This window comes from Pseudomonas sp. S44, assembly GCF_016624805.1.
GTDB lineage: Bacteria > Pseudomonadota > Gammaproteobacteria > Pseudomonadales > Pseudomonadaceae > Aquipseudomonas > Aquipseudomonas machongensis.
In genome coordinates this window covers 169,965-194,341 of sequence record NZ_JACVTY010000001.1, presented here as the reverse complement: position 1 = coordinate 194,341, position 24,377 = coordinate 169,965, and the positions used below count along the sequence as shown (strand labels likewise).

At 65.0% G+C, this 24,377-nt stretch carries 24 protein-coding genes, 1 pseudogene and 1 riboswitch; of the genes and pseudogenes, 21 read left to right on the top strand and 4 right to left on the bottom strand.

What is annotated here, in order from left to right; translation table 11 throughout:
- Positions 1-205: 205 nt before the first annotated feature.
- Both IAE40_RS25660 and IAE40_RS25655 read left to right on the top strand, forming a co-directional pair.
- Positions 206-394: a hypothetical protein gene (locus IAE40_RS25660; RefSeq protein ID WP_234465015.1), complete on the top strand. Its 189-nt coding sequence runs from the start codon at positions 206-208 to the stop codon at positions 392-394.
- Positions 304-819 carry a class I SAM-dependent methyltransferase gene (locus IAE40_RS25655; protein ID WP_325167255.1) on the top strand — a complete coding sequence of 172 codons (516 nt, stop codon included), beginning with the start codon at positions 304-306 and terminating at the stop codon, positions 817-819. The genes IAE40_RS25660 and IAE40_RS25655 overlap by 91 nt, the downstream gene beginning before the upstream one ends.
- A 135-nt stretch (positions 820-954) precedes the next feature.
- On the opposite strand, the gene IAE40_RS00775 is transcribed toward IAE40_RS25655, so the two are convergent.
- Positions 955-1,866: a LysR family transcriptional regulator gene (locus tag IAE40_RS00775; RefSeq protein WP_200602417.1), complete on the bottom strand. Its 912-nt coding sequence runs from the start codon at positions 1,864-1,866 to the stop codon at positions 955-957.
- Positions 1,867-1,985: 119 nt separating this feature from the next.
- Between IAE40_RS00775 and IAE40_RS00770 the strand changes: the two genes are divergently transcribed.
- Positions 1,986-2,840 (top strand): NmrA family NAD(P)-binding protein, encoded by an 855-nt coding sequence (locus IAE40_RS00770; protein ID WP_200602416.1) that lies wholly within the window; start codon positions 1,986-1,988, stop codon positions 2,838-2,840.
- A gap of 113 nt (positions 2,841-2,953) precedes the next feature.
- Here IAE40_RS00770 and paaX read toward each other — a convergent pair whose 3' ends face one another.
- Together paaX and paaY are read right to left on the bottom strand one after the other, a co-directional pair.
- Entirely contained in the window at positions 2,954-3,877 is a 924-nt protein-coding gene (paaX, locus tag IAE40_RS00765; protein WP_197890890.1) for a phenylacetic acid degradation operon negative regulatory protein PaaX, read from the bottom strand.
- A 77-nt stretch (positions 3,878-3,954) separates the two neighbouring features.
- Positions 3,955-4,554 carry a phenylacetic acid degradation protein PaaY gene (gene paaY / locus IAE40_RS00760; protein WP_063544942.1) on the bottom strand — a complete coding sequence of 200 codons (600 nt, stop codon included), beginning with the start codon at positions 4,552-4,554 and terminating at the stop codon, positions 3,955-3,957.
- A 304-nt stretch (positions 4,555-4,858) separates the two neighbouring features.
- Here paaY and paaF point away from each other — a divergent pair, with 304 nt between their 5' ends.
- The 18 genes and pseudogenes from paaF to IAE40_RS00670 all read left to right on the top strand — a co-directional run bounded on the left by paaF (position 4,859) and on the right by IAE40_RS00670 (position 23,637).
- Complete coding sequence (paaF, locus tag IAE40_RS00755) at positions 4,859-5,632, top strand: 2,3-dehydroadipyl-CoA hydratase PaaF (protein WP_200602415.1); 774 nt, start codon at positions 4,859-4,861, stop codon at positions 5,630-5,632.
- A gap of 37 nt (positions 5,633-5,669) precedes the next feature.
- The gene (paaG, locus tag IAE40_RS00750) at positions 5,670-6,461 is read left to right on the top strand and encodes a 2-(1,2-epoxy-1,2-dihydrophenyl)acetyl-CoA isomerase PaaG (protein WP_197890886.1); all 792 of its coding nucleotides are present in this window, start codon (positions 5,670-5,672) and stop codon (positions 6,459-6,461) included.
- A gap of 1 nt (position 6,462) precedes the next feature.
- Complete coding sequence (gene paaH / locus IAE40_RS00745; RefSeq protein WP_200602414.1) at positions 6,463-7,980, top strand: 3-hydroxyacyl-CoA dehydrogenase PaaH; 1,518 nt, start codon at positions 6,463-6,465, stop codon at positions 7,978-7,980.
- Positions 7,973-8,428, top strand: a complete 456-nt coding sequence (gene paaI / locus IAE40_RS00740; protein ID WP_197890882.1) for a hydroxyphenylacetyl-CoA thioesterase PaaI — start codon at positions 7,973-7,975, stop codon at positions 8,426-8,428. Before paaH ends, paaI begins: the two co-directional genes overlap by 8 nt.
- Positions 8,421-9,641 carry a 3-oxoadipyl-CoA thiolase gene (gene pcaF / locus IAE40_RS00735; protein WP_200602413.1) on the top strand — a complete coding sequence of 407 codons (1,221 nt, stop codon included), beginning with the start codon at positions 8,421-8,423 and terminating at the stop codon, positions 9,639-9,641. Before paaI ends, pcaF begins: the two co-directional genes overlap by 8 nt.
- Before the next feature lie 111 nt (positions 9,642-9,752).
- Positions 9,753-11,072, top strand: a complete 1,320-nt coding sequence (gene paaK / locus IAE40_RS00730) for a phenylacetate--CoA ligase PaaK (RefSeq protein WP_112898306.1) — start codon at positions 9,753-9,755, stop codon at positions 11,070-11,072.
- A gap of 224 nt (positions 11,073-11,296) precedes the next feature.
- The gene (gene paaA / locus IAE40_RS00725) at positions 11,297-12,286 is read left to right on the top strand and encodes a 1,2-phenylacetyl-CoA epoxidase subunit PaaA (RefSeq protein ID WP_065863738.1); all 990 of its coding nucleotides are present in this window, start codon (positions 11,297-11,299) and stop codon (positions 12,284-12,286) included.
- Between the two features lie 26 nt (positions 12,287-12,312).
- On the top strand, positions 12,313-12,594 hold the full coding sequence (gene paaB / locus IAE40_RS00720; RefSeq protein WP_004374528.1) for a 1,2-phenylacetyl-CoA epoxidase subunit PaaB: 282 nt from the start codon (positions 12,313-12,315) through the stop codon (positions 12,592-12,594).
- Positions 12,595-12,602: 8 nt separating this feature from the next.
- The gene (gene paaC, locus IAE40_RS00715) at positions 12,603-13,361 is read left to right on the top strand and encodes a 1,2-phenylacetyl-CoA epoxidase subunit PaaC (RefSeq protein WP_200602412.1); all 759 of its coding nucleotides are present in this window, start codon (positions 12,603-12,605) and stop codon (positions 13,359-13,361) included.
- Positions 13,348-13,881, top strand: coding sequence for a 1,2-phenylacetyl-CoA epoxidase subunit PaaD (gene paaD, locus IAE40_RS00710; protein WP_200602411.1), 534 nt, complete (start codon positions 13,348-13,350; stop codon positions 13,879-13,881). Before paaC ends, paaD begins: the two co-directional genes overlap by 14 nt.
- A 15-nt stretch (positions 13,882-13,896) precedes the next feature.
- Positions 13,897-14,973: a 1,2-phenylacetyl-CoA epoxidase subunit PaaE gene (gene paaE / locus IAE40_RS00705; RefSeq protein WP_200602410.1), complete on the top strand. Its 1,077-nt coding sequence runs from the start codon at positions 13,897-13,899 to the stop codon at positions 14,971-14,973.
- A 289-nt stretch (positions 14,974-15,262) separates the two neighbouring features.
- On the top strand, positions 15,263-15,571 hold the full coding sequence (locus IAE40_RS00700; protein WP_200602409.1) for a DUF485 domain-containing protein: 309 nt from the start codon (positions 15,263-15,265) through the stop codon (positions 15,569-15,571).
- A pseudogene (locus tag IAE40_RS00695) lies at positions 15,562-17,130 on the top strand (cation acetate symporter); the annotation flags it as partial. The gene IAE40_RS00700 and the pseudogene IAE40_RS00695, both read left to right, overlap by 10 nt.
- A 33-nt stretch (positions 17,131-17,163) precedes the next feature.
- Complete coding sequence (locus IAE40_RS00690) at positions 17,164-18,396, top strand: OprD family porin (RefSeq protein ID WP_200602407.1); 1,233 nt, start codon at positions 17,164-17,166, stop codon at positions 18,394-18,396.
- Between the two features lie 24 nt (positions 18,397-18,420).
- Positions 18,421-20,472 carry a phenylacetic acid degradation bifunctional protein PaaZ gene (gene paaZ / locus IAE40_RS00685; protein WP_200602406.1) on the top strand — a complete coding sequence of 684 codons (2,052 nt, stop codon included), beginning with the start codon at positions 18,421-18,423 and terminating at the stop codon, positions 20,470-20,472.
- A gap of 83 nt (positions 20,473-20,555) precedes the next feature.
- Positions 20,556-20,761: riboswitch (cobalamin riboswitch) on the top strand.
- A 112-nt stretch (positions 20,762-20,873) separates the two neighbouring features.
- On the top strand, positions 20,874-21,650 hold the full coding sequence (locus IAE40_RS00680; RefSeq protein ID WP_200602405.1) for an ABC transporter ATP-binding protein: 777 nt from the start codon (positions 20,874-20,876) through the stop codon (positions 21,648-21,650).
- Positions 21,647-22,615, top strand: coding sequence for an ABC transporter substrate-binding protein (locus IAE40_RS00675; protein ID WP_200602404.1), 969 nt, complete (start codon positions 21,647-21,649; stop codon positions 22,613-22,615). Before IAE40_RS00680 ends, IAE40_RS00675 begins: the two co-directional genes overlap by 4 nt.
- Positions 22,615-23,637, top strand: coding sequence for a FecCD family ABC transporter permease (locus tag IAE40_RS00670; RefSeq protein WP_200602403.1), 1,023 nt, complete (start codon positions 22,615-22,617; stop codon positions 23,635-23,637). Before IAE40_RS00675 ends, IAE40_RS00670 begins: the two co-directional genes overlap by 1 nt.
- A 133-nt stretch (positions 23,638-23,770) precedes the next feature.
- Here the strand turns inward: IAE40_RS00670 and IAE40_RS00665 are convergent, their stop codons facing one another.
- Complete coding sequence (locus tag IAE40_RS00665) at positions 23,771-24,292, bottom strand: acyloxyacyl hydrolase (RefSeq protein WP_054890639.1); 522 nt, start codon at positions 24,290-24,292, stop codon at positions 23,771-23,773.
- Positions 24,293-24,377: the final 85 nt, after the last annotated feature.

Below are 24,377 nucleotides of genomic sequence, written 5' to 3'. Positions count from 1 at the left end.
CCACACGGGGGGTGTGGGGATTTGACCGGAGGTATGTGGGATTGGACACTGATCGAGGTCAACTCTCACAATACTAAATTTAACATAATATACATTATGCGTATTTCTGTATTTCCCATACGAGCCACACCCAAGGTACATTCGACTCTCAGCAAGCCCCTCATGAGCCTTCACCCTTCAAAGCCGATCAAGGATGCTCCAGTTCATGTCTCACCATCCATCCGCAGATCAGATCATCAGTCTCTACGACCGCCACGCCGCTACGTGGAGCGATCTGCGCGTCAACCATTTCATCGACCGCAAATGGATCGAACGCTTCCGTTCATTGCTACCGCCGTCTGCGACCGTTCTGGATCTGGGCTGCGGCTCCGGCCAACCCGTGGCACTTATCTGATCGACGCCGGCGCGTCTGTCATCGGTGTAGATTCGTCTGAGCAGATGCTCGCACTGTGCAGCGCGCAATTTCCAACGCAGGAATGGATTCACGCGGACATGCGCACATTGGCGCTCGATCGCCAGTTCGCGGCCATCCTCGCCTGGAACAGCTTTTTTCATCTCAAGCCCGACGATCAGCGCAAGATGTTCCCGATATTTCAGCGTCATGCCGCACCTGGAGCGCTGCTGATGTTCACCAGTGGGCCTTCTCATGGCGAAGCCTTGGGCGTGTTCGAGGGTGAAACGCTGTACCATGCGAGCCTCGACCCTCAGGAATACACTGCACTGCTTGCCAACCACGACTTTGAGCTGCTGGAGCACATCGCAGAGGACGCGGAATGCGGTGGCCAGACGGTTTGGCTTGGGCGTCGCCTGTCTGATTAATAGGCATCTAAATTATAGCTACGCTAAATAGTTATTTAGTTGAGTTATGCTTACCACGCATTATGTCCGCCCCCAGATCCCTCGCCGACAGCACGCAAGCCGACAAGCTCACGCGCACTTAGCTACGCCCTGCCCTCACACCTGAGGTGCATTGAGCAACTCCAGGACGAAGTCGAGAAATGCGCGCACCTTGGCCGGCGGGTGATGCCGCGAAGGGTACAGTGCATACAGCGGAAAACGCTCGTCCGGCCAGTCGTCGAACAGCTCGACCAGGCGGCCCTCGGCCAGTAGCAGCTCGCTACCCAAAGCCATCACCTGCGCAACTCCGTAGCCGGCAAGGCAGGTGCTGTGCAGACTGCCCACATCGTTGACCAGCAATTGCCCGCGCGTGTCCACGGTCAAGCGCTCGGCACCGCGGTGAAACTCCCAGGCAAAAGGCTGACCACTCTGCGGATCGCGGAACTGGATGCAGCGATGTTCGCTGAGGGCCTGCGGCTGTGCCGGGCGGCCAAAACGCTTGAGGTAGGCCGGTGCAGCCACGGTGAGGATGCGAGTGTCCAGCAGCTTGCGCGCCACCAGGCTGGACGTACGGGGCTCGCCGAAACGCACGGCCAGATCGAAACCTTCGGCGACCATGTCGCCCAGGCGATCGCGAGTGATCAGTTCCAGGTTCAGTTGTGGGTGCGCCTCGAGAAACCCGCCCAGGCGCGGACCAAGTATCAGGCGAGCGAAAAACGGATCGACATTGACCCGCAGCCGCCCCCTGACCACCGCTGCCCCCTCGGTCACCGAGCTGGCCGCCTCGTCCAGCGCTGCCAGCAACGGCACCACCTGTTCGTACAGGCGGCGCCCCTCGTCGGTCAGGGTGACCGAGCGTGTGGTGCGGTCAAACAAGCGAATCCCCAGGCGTTTCTCCAGGCGCGCCAACGCCCGGCTGACACCTGGCTGAGACATGTCCATCACCTCGCCTGCAGCGGCAAAGCTGCCACTGTCGACGATGGCGACGAACACACTCATGCCACTGAGGCTGCGCTCATCGAAACTCATATTGATGCCAATCAGTCATTATTGAAATGAGCTTCATGTTATCGATTAATCAATCGACGCACCACAGACTGGCTCCCGAACGCGGCGCTGTGCCGCCTCCCACTCAGGAGTTACATACCATGTACGTTATCACTGGCATCACCGGCCAAGTCGCCAGCGCCCTGGCGCGCAACCTGCTGGCCGCAGGCAAGGAGGTGCGCGCTGTGGTGCGCGATGCCGCCAAGGGCGAAACCTGGCAGGCCCAGGGGTGCAGCGTCGCGGTAGCCGACATGCAGGACCGTGTCGCCCTGACTCGTGCGTTCCAAGGCGCCACCGCTGTGTTCGTGCTGCTGCCGCCGAACTTCGACCCTCGCCCTGATTTCCCCGAAACCCGCGCGATACTCGCCAACCTGCACGCAGCACTGCTGGCCAGCCAACCGGAACGCGTAGTGTGCCTCTCCACCGTTGGCGCGCAGGCCAGCCACCCTAACCTGCTATCGCAGCTGGGTGAAATGGAACATGTGCTGGGGCAGCTGCCCATGCCGATAACGTTTCTGCGCGCTGCCTGGTTCATGGAGAACAGCCTGTGGGACATTGCCCCTGCTCGGGAACATGGCGTCCTGTACAGCTTCCTGCAACCGCTGGACAAGCCGGTGCACATGGTCGCCACGGCCGATGTCGGGCGCGTTGCAGCGCAGTTGCTGCAGGAGCCTTGGGAGGGCGTGCGGGTGGTGGAGCTGACCGGCCCTCAAGCGATCTCCCCGCTGCAGCTCGCTGCCACGCTTGGCCAGGTGCTCGGGCGTGAAGTGAAGGCGCAAGCAGTCCCGCGCGATAGCTGGGAGGCACTATTCCTTGAGCAAGGGATGGAGAATCCGGTACCGCGCATGCAAATGCTCGATGGCTTCAATGCGGGCTGGATCGACTTCGAAGGGGCGCCGCGCCAGGCGCGCACCGATCTGCAGACGGTATTGGCGGGGTTGGTCGAGCGGAGTTGAGCACGACTCTTTGGCTGGCGCGCCCTGCAGGGCGCTTCAGCTTTCAGGGGTGGCCATAGAAGTATGGTCGACCTCAGTCGCCATAACATACCGTGATACGTACCACGTATGCTTCAGCTCAAACCACCAAATCGACGGTAGAAACTCTCGCTGGCATCCGGCAGCGGTCCGTCCGCCGTCTCCAGCATGTCATTGAGCCAGGCTTCAGCCTTGGGCGACACCAGACGATAGAGATTGCGGCACAACTGGCGCGCTGCACGGCCCTCCCAGTCGCCAGGCAGCAGTTCATCAGGCAGCTGCGGATCGCGCAGCAGCAAACGCCGGTATTCGTGGATCAGCAAGGTGCGCGCCAGGAAGCAATCCTGCGCCTCCAGCGTTTCCTGTTCGCGCAGTGCCTGCCACAGCGGACGGAACAGGCGAATGAACTCGCTGTAATGATGGCCCAGCTCGTCGATCCCCCAGCTCTCCCTGACCTGCGCGCGCATGGCCTTGGAGGCGAGAATTTCCTGGGCATGGGTCTCGAAGACGATACTGTCTTCCTCGGCCTCCAGCTCGCGAAGGGTCGCCGCCAGATCCGCACGATCAGCACGCGGGCAACCCATCACGTTAGGGGCGATGGCTCCGAATCCTTGCCACTCCAGCTCTTCACGTACCGACTTGCGCTTGGCTACGTCCAACTGCGAGAGCAGCACCAGCGTCCAGGCGCCGTCCCAGGCTGGCAGGCTGGCACTGTAGACCCGTTTGAATGCCTTCTCGAAACGCCGTCGGCCGGTGCCGGTCAGGCTGTAGTAGCTACGGCGACCAACCTTTTCAGCGGTCAGCCAGCCTTCTTTTGTCAGGCGGAAGATCGACGTGCGAATCAGTCGCTCGTTAATGCCGAAGGGCTCCAGCAAACCGATCAGGCTACCCAGCCACACCGTGCCACCGTGGGGCTCGACGGCATCGCCATACAGCGTGATGATCAGCGAGCTGGCGCGGATTGGCGTCTGCTCCTGGAAGCGGGTGATCAGGTGATTCAGGGGTGCGAGGCTGCTCATGGGGGAACTGGGCGCGGAGAAAGCCCCGACTATACCTTTACCCCGCCCCGCCTGGCCATGGCGCGACACGGCAATGCTCATGCGCCATGCCCCGTCTTCGGCCGCAGGCCGGTATCGCCCATGCGCGGGCGTGCGGGCTCGACCGCACTCAGCGGTGAACACTCCACCATCGACGCCATGCAGCGTCTGGCGAGCGCCTGGTACTCCTGCGTGCCGCGCTGCTTCCAGGCGACTTCCTCATCGCTCAGCGTACGCTTGGCCTGGGCCGGCGAGCCCACCACCAGGCTCTGCGCCTCGCAGGTGAACCCCGCCTTGACGAATGCCGTGGCCGCCACGATGCAGCGTGGCGCGATATGCGCACCATCCATCACCACCGCATTCATGCCCACAAGCGCATCCGCCCCTACTCGGCACCCGTGCAGCACCGCGCCATGCCCAACATGACCGTTGCGCTCGATGACCGTGTCGCCGCCCGGAAAGCCATGCATCACGCAGGTGTCCTGCAGATTGGCGCCCTCCTCCAGGACGATGCGCCCAAAGTCGCCCCGCAACGCCGCGAGAGGCCCGACATAACAGCCGGGGCCGACGATCACATCGCCGATCAGGACGGCACTGGGGTGGACGTAGGCGGTGGGATGGACCACTGGGGTCAGGCCGTCGAGGCGATAGCAGGGCATGGGAGCGACTCAATGTGATTCATGAAGGTCAAGGATCATGTATCACTTCAAATAGATCAGTCAATTTTGTAATTGCTGTATCGCTTTCTTGAATCGTCATTCTCATCGACTGGTTGCTCGGAACCTATGCGCACAAGAAACTTCAGCGATCCCGGCGATCAGCAGTAGACGTTTAGATACATCATATTAATTTTAATGTTGATATTTCGTATCGCTTTGCGCCTATACTTGCGCCACCACTGCAACCGACTCCAAGAACTGGCCGGCCCTGACCGGCGCCAAACGTGCAGCCTGAGGTACCACCATGCCAAGCAACCTCGTTGTGCAGGCCCAGGCGGACGGTGTCCGCCTGATCACCCTGCACCGCCCGCAAGCCCTCAACGCCCTGAATACCGAGCTGCTGGCAGAGCTCGCCGACGAACTCGACGCTGCCGCCCATGACGAGCACACCCGTACGGTGGTCATCACCGGCAATCGCAAGGCCTTTGCTGCAGGCGCGGACATCAACGAGATGGCCGAGCGCGACCTGGTCGGTATCCTCAACGATCCCCGTGTCGCCCACTGGCAGCGCATCGCGGCTTTTCCCAAGCCTCTGATCGCCGCCGTCAACGGTTTCGCCCTCGGCGGCGGCTGCGAGTTGGTGATGTGCGCCGATATTGTTATCGCCGGGTCCGACGCACGCTTCGGCCAGCCAGAGATCAACCTCGGCATCATTCCCGGCGCCGGTGGCACCCAGCGCCTGCTTCGCGCAGTCGGCAAGCCACTGGCGATGCAGCTGGTGCTTACCGGCGAAACCCTCGATGCCCGCCATGCCCTGCAAGCCGGGCTGATCAGCGAAATGACCCAGCCCGAATTGACCGTCGAACGCGCCCTGCAGGTGGCGCGCAGCATCGCGCAAAAGGCGCCCCTGGCCGTGCGCCTGGCCAAAGAGGCGCTGCTAAAGGCCCAGGATACCGACCTCGCCAGCGGCCTGCGCTTCGAGCGACATGCCTTCACCCTGCTGGCCGGCACGGCCGACCGCGCCGAGGGCATCCGCGCTTTCCAGGAAAAACGCCCGGCCAGCTTCATCGGCCGCTGACCCACCCGATTCCACCGACTGACGGAGCGCGCTTGCCATGAGCTTCCAGCACATCCTGTTTTCCATCGAGGACGGCATCGCCCTCCTCTCGCTCAACCGCCCCGAGCAACTCAACAGCTTCAATACCGCCATGCACCAGGAGGTGCGCGAGGCTCTCAAGCAGGTACGCCAGAGCGAACAGGCGCGGGTCCTGCTGCTGACCGGGGAAGGCCGCGGTTTCTGCGCCGGCCAGGACCTCTCCGACCGCAACGTTGCGCCCGGTGCCGAGCGGCCCGACCTGGGCCTGTCGATCGAGCAGTTCTACAACCCGCTGATCCGTAGCCTGCGCGACTTGCCGATGCCGGTGATCTGTGCGGTCAACGGCGTGGCTGCCGGCGCCGGCGCCAATATTCCCCTGGCTTGCGACCTGGTGCTGGCCGCGCGCTCGGCCAGCTTCATCCAGGCGTTCTGCCGCATCGGGCTGATCCCGGACTCTGGCGGCACCTGGCTGCTGCCGCGCCTGGTCGGCATGGCCCGCGCGAAGGCCCTGGTGATGCTGGGCGAGCGCCTGAGCGCCGAACAGGCCGAGCAATGGGGGCTGATTCACCGCGTGGTCGACGACACCGAGTTGCGCGACGAAGCACTGCGCCTGGCCCGGCACCTGGCCGCTCAGCCCACCTACGGCCTGGCGCTGATCAAGCGCAGCCTCAACGCAAGCTTCGACAACAGTTTCGACCAGCAACTGACGCTCGAGCGCGACCTGCAACGCCTGGCCGGGCGCAGCGACGACTACCGCGAAGGCGTCAGCGCCTTCATGGAAAAGCGTACGCCCGTGTTCAAGGGGTGCTGAGATGAGTGCCCTGCACATTGAAGCTCAGGTTGCGGTGATCGGCGCTGGCGCCATGGGGGCCGGCATTGCCCAGGTTGCAGCCCAGACCGGGCATGCGGTCCGGCTTTATGACAATCGCCCGGGCGCCGCAGCGCAGGCCATCGACGGCATTGCTCGGCAATTGGCGCGCCTGGTGGACAAAGGCAAGCTGAACGCCTGCGAGCGCGAGTCGACCATAGCCCGCCTGCAGCCTGCCGAGTCGCTCGAGGCCCTGGCCGATGCGGCGCTGGTGATCGAGGCGATCGTGGAAGACCTCGATATCAAGCAGCAACTGCTGCGCCAGCTTGAAGCCCTCTGCGCTGAAACCTGCATCCTCGCCAGCAATACATCGTCGTTGTCGATTACCCGCCTGGCAGCGGGGCTGGCCCGACCCGAGCGCGTGATCGGCATGCATTTCTTCAATCCTGCCCCCTTGATGGCGTTGGTCGAGGTCGTGTCGGGGGTTGCGACCGAACCGGCGGTGGCCGATACGCTGTACGACACCGCCAAGGCCTGGGGCAAGCAGCCCGTGCATGCACGCTCCACCCCCGGTTTCATCGTCAACCGCGTGGCCCGTCCGTTCTATGCCGAGAGCCTGCGCCTGCTGCAGGAAGGTGCCGCCGATTGCGCCAGCCTCGACGCGCTGTTGCGCGAGGCTGGCGGATTCCGCATGGGCGCGTTCGAACTCACCGACCTGATCGGCCATGACGTCAACTACGCCGTCACCTGTTCGGTGTTCGACGCCTATTACGGGGATTTGCGCTTCCAGCCCTCGCAGGTACAAAAGGAACTGGTGGCCGCCGGGCGCCTGGGGCGCAAGAGCGGCCAAGGTTTCTATGACTACCGCGAAGGCGCCGAACGCCCGCAGCCTGCCGAATTGCGCAGCTCTGCCGAAGTTACACGCTGCGTGGTCGAGGGCGACCTCGGTGTCATGCAGCCGCTGCTGCAGCGCCTGAGCGCCAGCGGCGTCAAACTGACCCAACGCGCCGGCCAGGGCTTGTTGCGCATTGGTGATGCCACCCTGGCCCTGTCCGACGGTCGCCTGGCCAGCCAGCGCGCCCGCGACGACGGTCTGCAGAACCTGGTCCTGATCGACCTTGCCCTGGATTACAGCAGCGCGACACGCATCGCGATTACCTGGGCCAGGAACACCACGATCGAAGCCCGCGATCAGGTTGTCGCGCTGCTCCAGCGTGCCGGTTTCAACGTCAGCGCCCTGGCCGACCTGCCGGGCCTGGCCGTGCTGCGCACGGTGGTCATGCTCGCCAACGATGCCGCCGATGCGGTGCTGCAAGGTGTCGCGTCGGCGGCCGACATCGACCTGGCCATGTGCGCCGGGGTCAATTATCCGTTGGGGCCTCTGGCCTGGGCCGAACGCATCGGCCTTGCCCACACGTTGCGCACCCTCGAACACCTGCAGCAGGCCTACGGCGAAGAACGCTATCGCCCTTCCCTGCTGCTGCGCCGCACCCATGCCGAAGGAGGCCGCCTGCATGACTGACACACCTCGCACGCCCGAAGTGCTGGCCCGCGCCTGTGCCGACGCCATGTACGCCCGTGACCGGGCCACTCAAGGCATGGGCATCGAACTGCTCGAGGCCGGCCCCGGCAGCGCTGCCGTGCGCATGACCGTACGCGCCGACATGATCCAGGGCCACGGCACCTGCCACGGCGGCTTTCTCTTCGCCCTGGCCGATTCGGCGTTCGCCTTTGCCTGCAACAGCCACGACGAGGCCACTGTGGCCCTGGGCTGCAGCATCGATTATGTGGCCCCGGCGCTGCTCGGCGACCAGTTGACCGCCACCGCCCACGAGCTGGTGCGCAAGAGCCGCACCGGCCTCTACGACGTGCGCCTGGAAAACCAGCGTGGCGAGCTGGTGGCGCTGTTCCATGGCAAGTCCTACAAGTTGCGCGGCAGCGTGCTGACGCAGGAGATGCAAGATGACTGAACCGACCCTCAACGACGCCCTGATCATCGACGCCGTGCGCACGCCCATCGGCCGCTACGGCGGCGCCCTGAGCAGCGTGCGTGCCGACGACCTGGCGGCGATCCCGATCAAAGCCTTGATCGCCCGCCACCCGACACTGGACTGGCACGCCATCGACGATGTGATCCTCGGCTGCGCCAACCAGGCCGGCGAAGACAATCGCAACGTTGCGCATATGGCCACGCTGCTGGCCGCGCTGCCTGTCGAGGTGCCGGGCACCACCCTCAACCGCCTGTGCGGCTCCGGCCTGGACGCCATCGGCAACGCCGCCCGCGCCCTGCGCTGTGGCGAGGCCGGGCTGATGCTGGCCGGCGGCGTCGAATCCATGTCCCGCGCGCCCTTCGTCATGGGCAAGGCCGAACAGGCCTTCGGCCGCAGTGCGGAACTGTTCGACACCACCATCGGCTGGCGCTTCGTCAATCCCCTGATGAAAGCCCAATACGGCATCGACTCGATGCCCGAGACCGCCGAGAACGTCGCCGAGCAGTTCGGCATCTCGCGCGCCGACCAGGATGCCTTTGCCTTGCGCAGCCAGCACAAGGCCGCCGCCGCCCAGACCAATGGCCGCCTGGCGCGGGAAATCGTCCCGGTCGAGATCGCCCAGCGCAAGGGCCCGCCCAAGCTGGTCGAGCAAGACGAACACCCGCGCGGCGACACCACCCTGGAGCAGCTGGCGCGCCTTGGTACGCCGTTTCGCGAAGGTGGCAGCGTCACTGCCGGCAACGCGTCGGGGGTCAACGACGGTGCGTGCGCACTGTTGCTGGCCAGCAGCAGCGCAGCCCGCCGCCACGGCCTGAAGCCCCGCGGGCGAATCGTCGGCATGGCCGCAGCAGGTGTCGAGCCACGCATCATGGGCATCGGCCCGGTGCCTGCGACGCGCAAGGTGCTGGAGCTGACCGGTCTTGCCCTGGCCGACATGGCCGTGATCGAGCTCAACGAAGCTTTCGCGGCCCAAGGGCTGGCAGTGCTGCGCGAGCTGGGTGTTGCCGACGACGATCCACGGGTCAACCCCAACGGTGGCGCCATCGCCCTGGGGCATCCGCTGGGCATGAGCGGCGCGCGGCTGGTCACCACCGCGCTGCATGAGCTGGAACTGACCGGCGGCCGCTACGCGCTGTGCACCATGTGCATCGGCGTCGGCCAGGGCATCGCCATGGTGATCGAACGCCTTTGAGGCACTTCGACCAACGGACCGCGACCCACGCTGCAACGGGCAGTATGCTGCCCACCATGACACTCACGGCCCCTCGACGGGCCGGCGTACAAGAACAACTCGAGTGAAGCCATGAACATGTACCACGATGCCGAACGCGCCCTGCTTGACCCCATGGAAACTGCCAGTGTCGATGCGCTGCGCCAGCACCAGCTCGAACGTCTGCGCTGGAGCCTGCGCCACGCCTACGACAAGGTGGCACTGTACCGTCAGCGCTTCGACGCCTGCGGCGCCCACCCGGACGACCTGAAGTCGCTCGAAGACCTGTCGCGCTTCCCCTTCACCGGCAAGAGCGACCTGCGCGACAACTACCCCTACGGCATGTTTGCCGTCCCCCAGGAAGAAGTGGTACGCCTGCACGCCTCCAGCGGCACCACGGGCAAGCCAACGGTGGTCGGGTATACCCAGAACGACATCGACACCTGGGCCAACGTGGTCGCCCGCTCGATCCGCGCCGCAGGCGGACGCAAGGGCGACAAGGTGCATGTTTCCTATGGCTACGGCCTGTTCACCGGTGGCCTGGGCGCTCACTATGGCGCCGAGCGCCTGGGCTGCACGGTGATCCCCATGTCAGGCGGTCAGACCGAGAAGCAGGTGCAACTGATCCGCGACTTCCAGCCCGACATCATCATGGTCACGCCCTCGTACATGCTCAACCTGGCCGATGAGATCGAGCGCCAGGGCATCGACCCCAACGACCTCAAGCTGCGCCTGGGCATCTTCGGTGCCGAGCCCTGGACCGACGAGCTGCGCCGCTCCATCGAGCAACGCCTGGGCATCAACGCCCTGGACATCTATGGCCTGTCGGAAATCATGGGGCCAGGCGTGGCCATGGAGTGCATCGAGACCAAGGACGGCCCGACCATCTGGGAAGACCATTTCTACCCCGAGATCATCGACCCGGTGTCCGGCGAGGTCCTGCCGGACGGGCAACTGGGCGAGCTGGTGTTCACCTCGCTGAGCAAGGAGGCGCTGCCGATGGTGCGCTACCGCACCCGCGACCTGACCCGTCTGCTGCCCGGCACGGCACGGCCGATGCGGCGCATTGGCAAGATCACCGGCCGTAGCGACGACATGCTGATCATCCGCGGGGTCAACGTGTTCCCTACGCAGATCGAAGAGCAGGTACTGAAAATAAAACAGCTTTCCGAGCTTTACGAGATCCATCTGTATCGCAATGGCAATCTCGACAGCGTGGAAGTGCACGTGGAGTTGCGCGCCGACAGCCAGTACCTGGACGACGCTACGCGCAAGGCGCTTGTGGGTGAGCTGAGCAAGCAGATCAAGACCTACATCGGCATCAGCACGCAGATTCGCCTGCAGCCCTGCGGAACGCTGAAGCGCTCAGAGGGCAAGGCTTGCCACGTCTACGACAAACGGTTGGCCAGCTGACTTTCGATTCGGCTGCCTTTTTCGGCCCCGGCCTGGTCCGGGGCTTTTTTTTTGCGCCGGATTTGCCGGCCCTATCGCGGGACGAGCCCGCTCCCACAGCCCCACGATGAGGCGTAATGTGATACACAATTTTATCTGATACATGATTTTGTGTTTGATGTTGGATCACGTATCGCTTATAAAAGACTCCATGCCCCAACCACCCCTGAGGCGGGAGCCCGAACATGTACGCACAGCTAGTCGAAACCGGCGTCAAACGTGTCAAGTCACTGGAAGAGATGTCGCCCGAAGAGCGCCACTTCCAGGAGAAGATCGACGCCGAGATCAAGATCGAACCGAAAAACTGGATGCCCGAGGCCTACCGCCAGACCCTCATCCGCCAGATCTCCCAGCACGCCCATTCGGAAATCGTCGGCATGCTTCCCGAGGGCAACTGGGTCACCCGCGCGCCGAGCCTCAAGCGCAAGCTGCAGTTGATGGCCAAGATCCAGGACGAAGCCGGCCATGGCCTGTACCTGTACAGCGCCATGGAAACCCTCGGCGCCGACCGCGACGAAGAGATCGCCAAGCTGCACAGCGGCAAGGCCAAGTACTCAAGCATCTTCAACTACCCGACCCTGAGCTGGGCCGACATGGGCGCGGTGGGCTGGCTGGTCGACGGCGCGGCGATCGTCAACCAGGTGGTACTGCAACGCACCTCCTACGGCCCCTACTCGCGCGCGATGATCCGTATCTGCAAGGAAGAGAGTTTTCATCAGCGCCAGGGCTACGAGCTGCTGCTGACCATGATGCGCCACGGCACCCAGGCGCAGAAGGACATGGTCCAGGACGCAATCAATCGCCTGTGGTGGCCCTCGCTGATGATGTTCGGCCCCAGTGACGAACACTCCCCCAACAGCGCCCAGTCGATGGCCTGGAAGATCAAGCGCCAGACCAACGACGAACTGCGCCAGCGCTTCATCGACCAGACCGTGCCGCAGCTCGAGCTGCTCGGTTGCACCGCCCCGGACCCGGAACTGAAGTGGAACGCCGAGCGCGGTCACTACGACTTCGGTGAAATCCAGTGGGACGAATTCTACGAAGTGATCAAGGGCAACGGCCCCTGCAACCAGGAGCGGGTCGCCACCCGTCGCCAGGCCATCGAAGACGGGGCCTGGGTACGCGAGGCCGCCGTGGCCTATGCGCGCAAGCAACAGAACAAGAACGCCGCCTGAAGCGGCGACCGATGCGGAGATCGAACATGTCTGTCTGGACCCTCTACGAAGTATTCGTGCGCAGCAAGCACGGCCTGAACCACAAGCACGTGGGCAGCGTGCATGCCGCCGACGCGGCCATGGCCATCGAGAACGCCCGTGAGCTGTACACCCGGCGCAGCGAAGGCGTGAGCCTGTGGGTCGTGCCTTCGGCGCTGATCACCGCCTCCTCGCCTGATGAAAAAGACCCGCTGTTCGCCCCTTCGGACGACAAGGTCTACCGCCATGCCAGCTTCTACGAGCTGCCTGACGAAGTCGGACACATGTGAGGCCCGCCATGCACAACGACGATCTGATCCCCTACCTCTTGCTGCTCGGCGACAGCGCCCTGATCCAGGGCCAGCGCCTGTGCCAGTGGTGTGGCCACGCCCCGGCACTGGAAGAAGAGCTGGCACTGATGAATGTCGGCCTCGACCTGATCGGCCAGGCGCGCAACTGGCTGGAGTACGCCGCCGAACTGCTCGACGACGGTCGCGATGCCGACGCCCTGGCGTTTCGCCGCGACGAACGCGCCTTCCACAACCTGCTGCTGGTCGAGCAACCCAACGGCGACTTTGCCGTGACCATGACCAAGCAGTTCCTCTACGACGCCTGGCACCTGGCGATGCTCCAAGGCCTGTGCGCCTCCAGCGATCCGCGCGTCGCCGGCATCGCAGCCAAAGCGCTCAAGGAGGTCACCTACCATCTGAGGCGCTCCGGTGAATGGGTGCAGCGCCTGGGCGGCGGCACCGACGAGAGCCGTCGCCGCATGCTCGCAGCAATCCCGGCACTGTGGCGTTTCACCGTGGAGCTGAGCCAGGGCAGTGAAAGCGAGACGCGCCTGGCCGCCGCGGGTATTGCCGCCGACCCGGGGCAAGTTGGGCAAGCCTGGCTCGCCCAGGTCAGCGCCATCTTCGCCTCGGTCGAGCTGCCGCAACCCAAGCCTGCCAGCCATTTCTACCTGAGCGGTCGCAAGGGCTTGCACACCGAACACCTGGGCCTGCTGCTGGCCGAGATGCAGTTCCTGCCACGGGCCTACCCCGATGCGATCTGGTGAGCTGATCGCTGGCGACCGGGGCGCCCGCAGCCTGCGCGAGGGCGAGCTGGCGCGGGCCTGGGCGGTGCTGGAGCAGGTCATGGACCCGGAAGTGCCGGTGGTCAGCGTGGTCGACCTGGGAATCGTGCGCGACCTGGACTGGCGCGCCGGCCATCTGCACCTGGTGGTGACCCCTACCTACTCCGGCTGCCCGGCCACCGAGGTGATCGAGGGGGATATCCGCCAGGCCCTGGAACAGGCCGGTTTTGCCCAGCCAGCGCTGGAACGCCGCCTGACCCCGGCCTGGAGCACCGACTGGATCAGCGATCAGGGCCGCGAACGCTTGCGTGTCTATGGCATCGCCCCGCCACAGGGCAGTGCCAGCAAGCGCAGCCTGCTCGGCGAAGCCCCCCAGGTGTGCTGTCCGCAATGCGGCAGCGCCCACACCGAACTGCTCAGCCAGTTCGGTTCCACGGCCTGCAAGGCGCTTTATCGCTGCCGCGAGTGCCTGGAGCCGTTCGACTATTTCAAATGCATTTGAGCCGTGGAGACGACCATGAGCCAGTTTCACAGCCTGACCATCAAGCAAGTGCGTCACGAGACACGCGACGCCGTGTCGATCGCCTTCGACGTGCCCGCCCATCTGCAGGACGCGTTCCGCTTCACCCAGGGCCAGTACCTGGTGATGCGCACCTTTCTCGACGATGAGGAAGTGCGCCGCTCCTACTCGATTTGCAGTGCCGTGCAGGACGGCGAGCTGCGCGTAGCGGTCAAGCGCGTGCCGGGCGGGCGTTTCTCGGCATTCGCCAACGATGTGCTCGCGGTCGGCCAGCAACTGGACGTGATGCCGCCCAGCGGCAGCTTCTTCGTTCCACTGCAGGCCGAACGCCATGGCCATTACCTGGGGGTCGCCGCCGGCAGCGGTATCACCCCGATCCTGTCGATCATCGCCACCACCCTGGCCTGCGAGCCCAACAGCCGCTTCACCCTGTTGTACGGCAACCGCGCCAGCAACAGCGCACTGTTTCGCGATCGCCTGGAAGACCTGAAGAACCGTTACCTGGACCGCCTGAACCTGATTTTCGTGTTCAGCCGCGAACAGCAGGATGTCGACCTGTACAACGGCCGAATCGATGCTGACAAGTGCGGCCAGTTGTTCTCTCGCTGGCTCGACGTGCAAGCCCTCGATGCCGCCTTTATCTGCGGGCCGCAGGCGATGACCGAAACCGTGCGGGCCAGCCTCGAAGACAACGGCGTGCCGCGCGAACGCATCCATTTCGAACTGTTTGCCGCCGCTGGCAACGAGGCTAGGCGCGAAGCCCGCGAGGCGGCGCACCAACTGGACTCGGCGCTGAGCCATATCACCGTGATCAGCGATGGCCGTGCCCTGGCCTTCGACCTGCCGCGCAACAGTCAGAACATTCTCGATGCCGGCAACGCCATTGGCGCCGAGCTGCCCTATTCGTGCAAGGCCGGCGTGTGCTCGACCTGCAAGTGCCGGGTGATCCAGGGCGAGGTGGAAATGGACAGCAACCATGCGCTGGAGGATTACGAGGTGGCGGCGGGGTATGTGCTGTCGTGCCAGACGTATCCGCTGAGCGACCGCGTGGTGCTGGATTTCGATCAACTTTGAGACCGCGGCGCCCTCATCGCGGGACAAGCCCGCTCCCACAGGGATTGGGCTGGACTTTAAAGGGACAAGCCTGCCCCCAACAGGGACTGGGCTGGACTTTAAAGGGACAAGCCTGCTCCCGCAGGAACTGGGCTGGACTTCAAATTTTGAGCAAGACCGTTGCTCCCACAAGACCGATGGTCACCGCTGTACCTGTGGGAGCGGGCTCGTCCCGCGATGAGGCCGCCAGCAACCCTGCAACACCCTGCGTGACCTGAAAAAACAATTACAAGACAGAGGACCGCTTCCCATGACACCCGAGCACATCGACTCCATCAGCAAGCACCCCGACTTCCAGCAACTGATCCGCCGCAAGCGCCGTCTCAACGGCAGCCTCACCCTGACCATGCTTGCCGCCTACTACGGCTTCGTGCTGCTGGTGGCCTTCGCCCCCGGCCTGCTCGGCCAGTCGCTCAATGGCGGCGTCACCAGCGTCGGCATGCTGGTGGGTGTGCTGATGGTGCTGCTGTCGTTCGCCCTGACCGGCATCTACATGCACCGCGCCAACAGCGTCATCGATCCACTCAACGACAAGGTTCGCCAGGAGTGCGCGCAATGAACTGGACTGCCATCTCGATGTTCATGGTGTTCGTCTGCTTCACCCTGCTGGTGACCCGCTGGGCCGCGGCCCGCACCCGCTCGACCAGTGACTTCTACACCGCAGGCGGTGGCCTCACTGGGATGCAGAATGGCCTGGCGATCGCCGGGGACATGATCAGCGCTGCGTCCTTCCTCGGCATCTCGGCGATGATGTTCATGAACGGCTACGACGGCCTGCTCTATGCCTTGGGCGTACTCGCCGGCTGGCCGATCATCCTGTTCCTGATCGCCGAGCGCCTGCGCAACCTGGGCAAGTACACCTTCGCCGACGTGGTTTCCTACCGTCTGGCACAGGCCCCGGTACGCCTGAGCGCCGCGTTCGGCACGCTGACCGTCGCGCTGTTGTACCTGGTGGCGCAGATGGTCGGCGCCGGCAAGCTGATCGAGTTGCTGTTCGGTATCAGCTACCTCTACGCCGTCACCCTGGTGGGCGTACTGATGGTGCTGTACGTGACCTTCGGCGGCATGCTGGCCACCACCTGGGTGCAGATCATCAAGGCGGTGATGCTGTTGTCGGGCACCACCTTCATGGCGTTCATGGTGCTCAAGCATTTCGGCTTCAGCACCGAGGCGATGTTCGCCAGCGCCGTAGCGGTGCATGCCAAGGGCCAGGCGATCATGGCCCCCGGCGCACTGCTGTCCAATCCCATCGACGCCATCTCGCTGGGGCTGGGCATGATGTTCGGCACCGCCGGGCTGCCGCACATCCTCATGCGGTTCTTCACTGTCAGTGACGCCAAGGAAGCCCGCAAGAGCGTGTTCTACGCCACGGGTTTCATCGGCTACTTCTACCTGCTGCTGATCGTCATCGGTTTCGGCGCCATCGTCATGGTGGGGACCGAGCCGGCCTACCGCGACGCCAGCGGCGCGATCATCGGCGGCGGCAACATGGTTGCCGTGCACCTGGCCCAGGCCGTGGGGGGCAACCTGTTCCTGGGCTTCATCTCGGCAGTGGCCTTCGCCACGATTCTTGCCGTGGTCGCAGGCCTGGCGCTGTCCGGTGCCTCGGCGATCTCCCACGACCTCTATGCCTGCGTCGTGCGCAAGGGCCAGGCCAGCGAGCAGGAAGAAATGCGCATGTCGCGCATCGCCACCCTGCTGATCGGCCTGCTCGCGGTGCTGTTGGGGTTGCTGTTCGAATCGCAGAACATCGCCTTCCTCTCGGGTCTGGTGCTGGCGATTGCCGCCTCGGTCAACTTCCCGGTGCTGCTGCTCTCGATGTTCTGGAAAGGCCTGACCACCCGCGGCGCGGTAGCCGGCAGCATGGCCGGGCTGGTCTCGGCCATCGTGCTGGTGGTGCTGGGCCCGGCGGTGTGGGTCAACGTGCTGCACAACGAGCGCGCGCTGTTCCCCTACAGCAACCCGGCACTCTTCTCCATGAGCCTGGCCTTCCTCGGTGCCTGGGCCTTCTCGGTCACCGACAGCTCGCAACGGGCCAGCGAAGAGCGTGGTCGCTACATGGGCCAGTTCATCCGCTCCATGACCGGGATCGGCGCTGCCGGCGCCAGCAAGCACTGAACCCTTGAACCTCGAATGTCGGATATAACAACAATGAACCACACTCGTCTCAAGTCGGCCGCCTGGCTGGCCACCCTCGCCCTGCCCTTGCCGGCCATGGCGGATTTCATCGCTGACAGCCACGCCCGCGTCGAGCTGCGCAACCACTACATCAATCGCGACTTCCGCCAGTCCAATGCGCCGCAAGCCAAGGCCGAGGAATGGGCCCAGGGTTTCACCGCGCGCTTCGAGTCGGGCTTCAGCGAAGGCCCCATAGGCCTGGGCGTGGACGCCATGGGGCAACTGGGGATCAAGCTCGACTCCAGCCGCGACCGGCGCAACACCGGCCTGCTGCCCTTCGGCCCGCACAGCCTGGAACCAGTGGACGATTACAGTGAGCTGGGGCTGACCGGCAAGCTGCGCGTATCGAAGAGCACCCTGCGCCTGGGCACCCTGCAGCCGATTTTGCCCGTAGTGGTGTACAACGACACCCGCCTGCTGTCATCGACCTTCCAGGGTGGCCTGCTGACCAGCCAGGAGCTCGAGGGCCTGACCGTCAACGCCGGACGCCTGACCAAGGCCAACCTGCGCGACTCCTCCGGGCGCGACGACATCGGCTACGGCGCGGCCAGCAGCGACCACTTCGACTTCGGCGGCGGCAGTTACGCGATCACCCCGCAGACCAGCGTCAGCTACTACTACGCCAAGCTCGACGAGATCTATCGCCAGCAGTACCTGGGCCTGTTGCACACCCAGCCGCTGGGCGAAGGGATGAGCCTGCGCAGCGACTTGCGCTACTTCGACAGCCGCGGCGACGGCGCCGAACGCGCAGGCAACATCGACAACCGCAATTTCAACGCCATGTTCACCCTGGGCGTGAAGGCCCACAAGTTCACCGCCACCTGGCAGCAGATGTCCGGCGACAGCGCGTTTCCGTTTCTCAACGGTGGCGACCCCTACACCGTCAACCTGGTCACCTACAACACCTTCACCCGCGCAGGTCTCGACTCCTGGCAAGTGCGCTACGACTACGACTTCGTCGCGATGGGCATTCCGGGCCTGAGCTTCATGACTCGCTACACCGACGGTCGCCACGCCGAAACCGCGACCCTCAGCAATGGCCGCGAACGCGAGCGCGACACCGACATCACCTACGTCATCCAGAGCGGCCCGTTCAAGGACATCAGCCTGCGCTGGCGCAACGTCACCTTCCGTTCCGGCAATGGCCTGACCAACGCCGTGGACGAGAACCGCCTGATCATCGGCTACACCCTGGCGCTGTGGTAACCGCGCCCCTCACAGGAGAACAGCATGTCTGAAGCCCACACCCTGCAGAGCTTCATCGCCGGTCGCTGGATTGGCCAGCACGGCGCCCAGGCCCTGCGCAGCGCCCTCGATGGGCAGGTCCTGGCCTATAGCCATGAGGAACGCCCGGACTTCGCCGAAGCGCTGGACTTCGGCCGCCGCCAGGGCCTTGGCGGGCTCATGGCCCTGGACTTCCAACAGCGCGCCGCCCGCCTGAAGGCCCTGGCGCTGTACCTGGCCGAGCGCAAGGAACAGCTCTACGCGCTCTCCCACCACAGCGGCGCGACCCGTGCCGACAGCTGGATCGACATCGAAGGCGGCAATGCCACGCTGTTTTCCTACTCCGGCATCGGCACCCGCGAGTTGCCCTCGGGCAACCTGCTGCACGAAGGCCCGGCCATCCCACTGGGCAAGCAAGGGCGCTTTGCCGGCAGCCATATCCTGGTGCCACGGGCAGGCGTGGCGGTGCACATCAACGCCTTCAACTTCCCGATCTGGGGCATGCTGGAGAAGTTCGCACCGACCTTCCTCGCCGGCATGCCGTGCATCGTCAAGCCCGCGACCTCTACCAGCTACCTGACCGAAGCGGTGGTGCGCCTGATCGACGAATCAGGCCTGCTGCCGCCCGGCAGCCTGCAACTGGTGATCGGCAGCACCGGCGATCTGCTCGAGCGCCTGCAGGGCCAGGATCTGGTGACCTTCACCGGCTCCGCCGACACCGCTGCCAAGCTGCGCATGACACCGAACCTGGTGCGCAACTCGGTGCCCTTCACCGCTGAGGCCGACTCGCTGAACTGCGCCATCCTCGGGCCGGATGTGACCCCCGACGACGAGGAGTTCGACCTGTACGTCAAGGAAGTGGTACGCGAGATGACCACCAAGGCGGGCCAGAAATGCACCGCCATTCGCCGCGCCATCGTGCCGGCCAGGCACCTGGATGCCGTCGCCAGCCGCCTGCGCGAGCGCCTGGCCAAGGTGGTGGTGGGCGATCCGTCGGTCGAAGGCGTGCGCATGGGCGCGCTGGCCTCCCATGACCAGCAGCGTGACGTCGGTGAGCGCGTGCGCAGCCTGCTGCAAAGCTGCGACCAGCTGTTCGGCGCCGACGACGGCTTCTCGCCGGTGGGCGAAGGTGTAACCGAAGGTGCGTTCTTTGCCCCGACCCTGCTGCACGCACGCGACCCACACGCCGAAGGCGGCGCACACGATATCGAGGCGTTCGGCCCGGTCAGCACTTTGATGGCCTACGAGGACCTGGACGAAGCCCTGGTCCTGGCCGCGCGTGGCAAGGGCAGCCTGGTGGCGACCCTGGTGACCCGCGACCGTGCCATCGCCGCCAAGGCCATTCCCGCGGCCGCCGCCTGGCACGGCCGCCTGCTGGTGCTCGATCGCGAAGCCGCGCCGGAGTCCACCGGGCACGGCTCGCCGCTGCCACAGCTCAAGCACGGCGGCCCCGGGCGTGCGGGGGGCGGCGAAGAGCTCGGCGGCCTGCGGGCGGTCAAGCACTACCTGCAGCGTGCCGCGATCCAGGGCTCGCCAAGCATGCTGGCGGCGGTGACCGGCGAGCACGTGCGCGGCGCCGAAGTGATCGAGACCGAGGTGCACCCGTTCCGTCGCTACTTCGATGAACTGCGCATCGGCGAATCGCTGCTGACTCACCGACGTACCGTCACCGAAGCGGACCTGGTGAACTTCGGCTGCCTGTCGGGCGACCACTTCTACATGCACTTCGACGAGATCGCCGCCAAGCAGTCGCAGTTCGGCAAGCGCATCGCCCATGGCTACTTCGTGCTGTCAGCGGCGGCCGGGCTGTTCGTATCGCCAGGCGAAGGGCCGGTACTGGCCAACTACGGGCTGGACACCCTGCGCTTCATCAACCCGGTGGGGATCGGTGACACGATCCAGGCGCGCCTGACCTGCAAGCGCAAGATCGACCAGGGCAAGACCAGCCCGTTGGGGCAGCCGCAAGGGGTGGTGGCCTGGGATGTGGAGGTGACCAACCAGCTCGGTGAACTGGTGGCCAGTTACGACATCCTGACGCTGGTGCTCAAGCGCAGCTGATCATTGCCGGCCTGAACGTGTCGGCCCTGGCGCGGGCGTGCCCCGCGACAGGGCCGGTTGACTCCCCACCCCATAAATGCTCAGATGCGCCCCTTGTTTCAGGTGTCCCCTGCCGCCGAGCCGGGGATTAAACGGGAAGCCGGTGCCTCGCCCCTGCGAGCAGTCCGGCGCTGCCCCCGCAACGGTAAGCGAGCGATGCATTCGATACACCACTGTGCCAACGGCATGGGAAGGTGAATGCCTCATGCCCCTCGCAAGCCCGGAGACCGGCCTGTCACAGCAGTTGGCAACTCCCGCGGTGGGCGGGCGCAGGCCGGTTCTCGCGGCAGCCGCACGCCCGCGACAGCTGCGCGCACCTCCACCGTACGGGTATCACTCACCCTGCGACGGTTGGTTCATCCATGTCATGCCCTACCCTGCATATCCAAGGCCTGCACTGGTCACCGCACAGCGGTGGGCAGCCGCTACTGAAGGGCATCGACCTGCAGATCGGCACCGGTGAATTCGTCGGCCTGATCGGCCCCAACGGCAGCGGCAAGACCAGCCTGCTGCGCTGCGCCTACCGCTTCAATCGCCCCTGCGCAGGCCAAGTGCACCTCGATGGCGAGGATATCTGGCAGCGCAACCCACGCTGGGTCGCCCAGCGCATCGCGGTGATGCTGCAGGAGTTTCCCGAAGACTTCGGCTTGAGCGTGCGTGACGTCGTAGCCATGGGCCGTACCCCACACCTGGGCTGGTTCGACGGTGATGGCGACGCGAGTCTGATCGACGACACCCTGGCCAGGCTCGACCTGCTGCCGCGCGCCCTCGATGCCTTCATCTGCCTGTCGGGCGGAGAAAAACAGCGCGTGCTGCTGGCCCGGGCACTGGTCCAGCAACCTCGGCTGCTGATCCTCGACGAACCGACCAATCACCTCGACCCACGCTTCCAGCTGGCGCTACTTCAGCAATTGCGCAACACCGGCCTGAGCCTGCTGGCCAGCTTCCACGATCTGAACCTGGCCGCCGCCTTCTGCGATCGGCTGTACGTGATCGATTCCGGGCGCATCGTCGCCCACGGCACGCCAGGGCAGGTGCTCACCGAGCAGTGCCTGGCGGAGGTGTTCGGCGTGCAGGCCCTGGTCGACCGCCACCCGCTGGCCTCCCATCCACGCATTACCTGGATCAGCCCCGCATGAAATCGCTGCTCACCAGCCTGGCCCTGCTGGCCGCCCTGCCGCTGGCCGCCGAGGCCGACAACTATCCACTGACCGTGCGCAGTTGCGAACGCGACGTCACCTTCACTCATGCGCCGCAGCATGCCGTCAGCCACGATATCAATCTCACCGGTATGCTCCTCGCGCTCGGCCTGCGCGACCACATGGCCGGCTACAGCGGTATCAGCGGCTGGAAAACCCTCGACCCAAGCCTGCGTGAAGCACTCGACGGGCTGCCAGAGCTGGCGCCGCGCTACGTGTCGGTGGAAAACCTGCTCGATGCCAACGCCGACTTCTTCCTCGCCGGCTGGAGCTACGGTATGCGAATCGGCGGGCCGGTCACCCCACAGACCCTCGCGCCCTTCGATATCCCGGTGTACGAACTGAGCGAGTCGTGCTCCTGGATCATGCCGCAACGCCAGGCCAGCCTCGACGATCTCTACCGCGACCTGGACAACCTTGGCCGCATCTTCGATGTGCACGAGCGCGCCACGGCGCTGGTCAGCCAGTTGCGCCAACGCGTGGAGCGCGTCGCTGCGCAGATGGCCGAGGTCAAGCAACGGCCGCGGGTATTCCTCTATGACAGCGGCGAAGACCGCCCCACCACCTCCGGGCGCCTGGGGATGCCACAGGCGCTGATCAGCGCTGCGGGGGGCGATAACGTCATGAGTGATGTCGCCGCCAGCTGGACCCAGGTGAACTGGGAAAGCGTGGTGGAACGCGATCCGCAGGTGATCGTCATCGTCGACTACGGGCCCACCAGTTGGCAGCAGAAACGCGACTTCCTTCTACAGCACCCGGCCCTGGGCAGTGTCGAGGCGATCCGCAAGCAGCGTTTCGTGGTGCTGTCGTACCTGGAGGTGACACCGTCGGTGGAGAACGCCCAGGCCATCGAGACCCTGGCCACGGCCTTGCATCCGCAGCCGTTCGCCGAGACCCGCCGCTGATGCCGATTCGCAGCCCTGCGGGCTATCGCCTGCTGATCGTTTCGCTGCTGCTGGCCTTGCTGCTGTCGTGCCTGCTGTCACTGGGGTTCGGCTCGGCGCAGGTCGAACTGGGCAAGGTGGTTGGCATTGTTTTGCAGCAGGTGGGGCTGGGGCCAGGCGGCGACTGGAGCCGCGGCCAGGCGCAGATCATCTGGCAGATCCGCGCGCCGCGCGTGCTGCTGGGGGCGCTGGTCGGTGCAGGGTTGGCGCTGGTCGGCGGCGCCTTGCAGGCGGTGACCCGTAACCCCCTGGCCGACCCGCACCTGCTGGGGGTCAGTTCCGGGGCGGTATTCGGTGCAGTGCTGGTGGTGCTGTTCCTCGGCCCGTTCGCCGGGGCCTTCAGCCTGCCCCTGGCCGCGTTCATCGGCGCGTTGGGCAGCATGCTGCTGGTGCTCGGCGTGGCCAGTCGTGGTGGGCGCCTGGAAAGCGATCGCCTGCTGCTGGCCGGGGTGGCGGTGTCGTTCGTGGTGATGGCCGCCGCCAACCTGCTGCTCTACACCGGCGACCCGCATGCTGCCGCCTCGGTGATGTTCTGGATGCTTGGCGGCCTGGGCCTGGCACAGTGGTCGCTGCTGTGGCTGCCGACCGTTTGCGTACTGGCGGGCTTCGTGCTGTTGATGAGCCTGGCGCGGGCGCTGAACGCGCTGATGAGTGGCGAGCAGACCGCTGTCAGCCTGGGCTTCGACACCCGGCGCGTGCGGGCCAAGGTGTTCGTCGGCACAGCGTTGCTGACCGGTGTGCTGGTGTCGCTGTCGGGCGCCATCGGTTTCGTCGGCCTGATGCTGCCCCACGTCGCTCGCCGCCTGGTGGGTGCCGAACATCGCCGGCTGCTGCCGGCTTGTGCCTTGCTCGGGGCGCTGTTCATGATCTGGGTCGATGTCGGCGCACGCACGTTGATCGCCCCGCAGGATCTGCCGATCGGCATCGCCACGGCAGCCATCGGCGGGCTGTTCTTCATCCTCTTGCTGCGACGCAAGGCCTGAGATGAACGATACCTGCGTACTGCTCGCCGGCCCTGAGCTGGTAAAGGGCTCGTCAAGCCACGCCTTTAGCCAGGGCTAGCATGGCGCGGCGTGATGCACCGTCGGACCGATACCGACGGTGCACAGGCAGCGCTTAGAAGCCGGCGCTGTAGAACAGCGCGTACGACTCGATGCCGTCGTTCGGCTGCTTGATGCCGGCGTTGGAGTAATGCGTGGCGCGAATACCGATCTTCTGCTGACCCGGCAGCTTCAGGCCGAAGCCGATGCGGTCTTCGAAGTTGACCGACGAGCCCAGCTTCTGATCACCGACGTCGGTCTTGGAGAAGGCGGCCAGGCCGATACCGGCCTCGATGAACGGGACGTAGCCCGAATCGCCGAACTCATAGACGAATACCGGGCTGAACGACAGGGAGTGGGCGCCGCTGTAGTCGCCACCCTCCCAGTAGGTGTAGGCGCCATCCCAGTAACCGGTCAGGTGGCCGGTGCTGCTCTGCAGCCACTTCTTGTCCCAGTCGAACGACAGGCCGATGCGATAGGTCATGTCGCCCTGACTGGTGGCGCCCACGGCACCGGAGATTTGCGCGGCCTGGGCCAGGTTGGCACCGGCCAGAGCCAGTACTGCGGCGGCCAGCGAGGTGGCAAGACGGGTTTTCATCAATGACTACTCCAGAAGGTCTTCACGGGCAGGTGCCCTGGTGGGTCGTGCCTGCAGCAAGTGGAGGCTTGGCCTCTCGTTATTC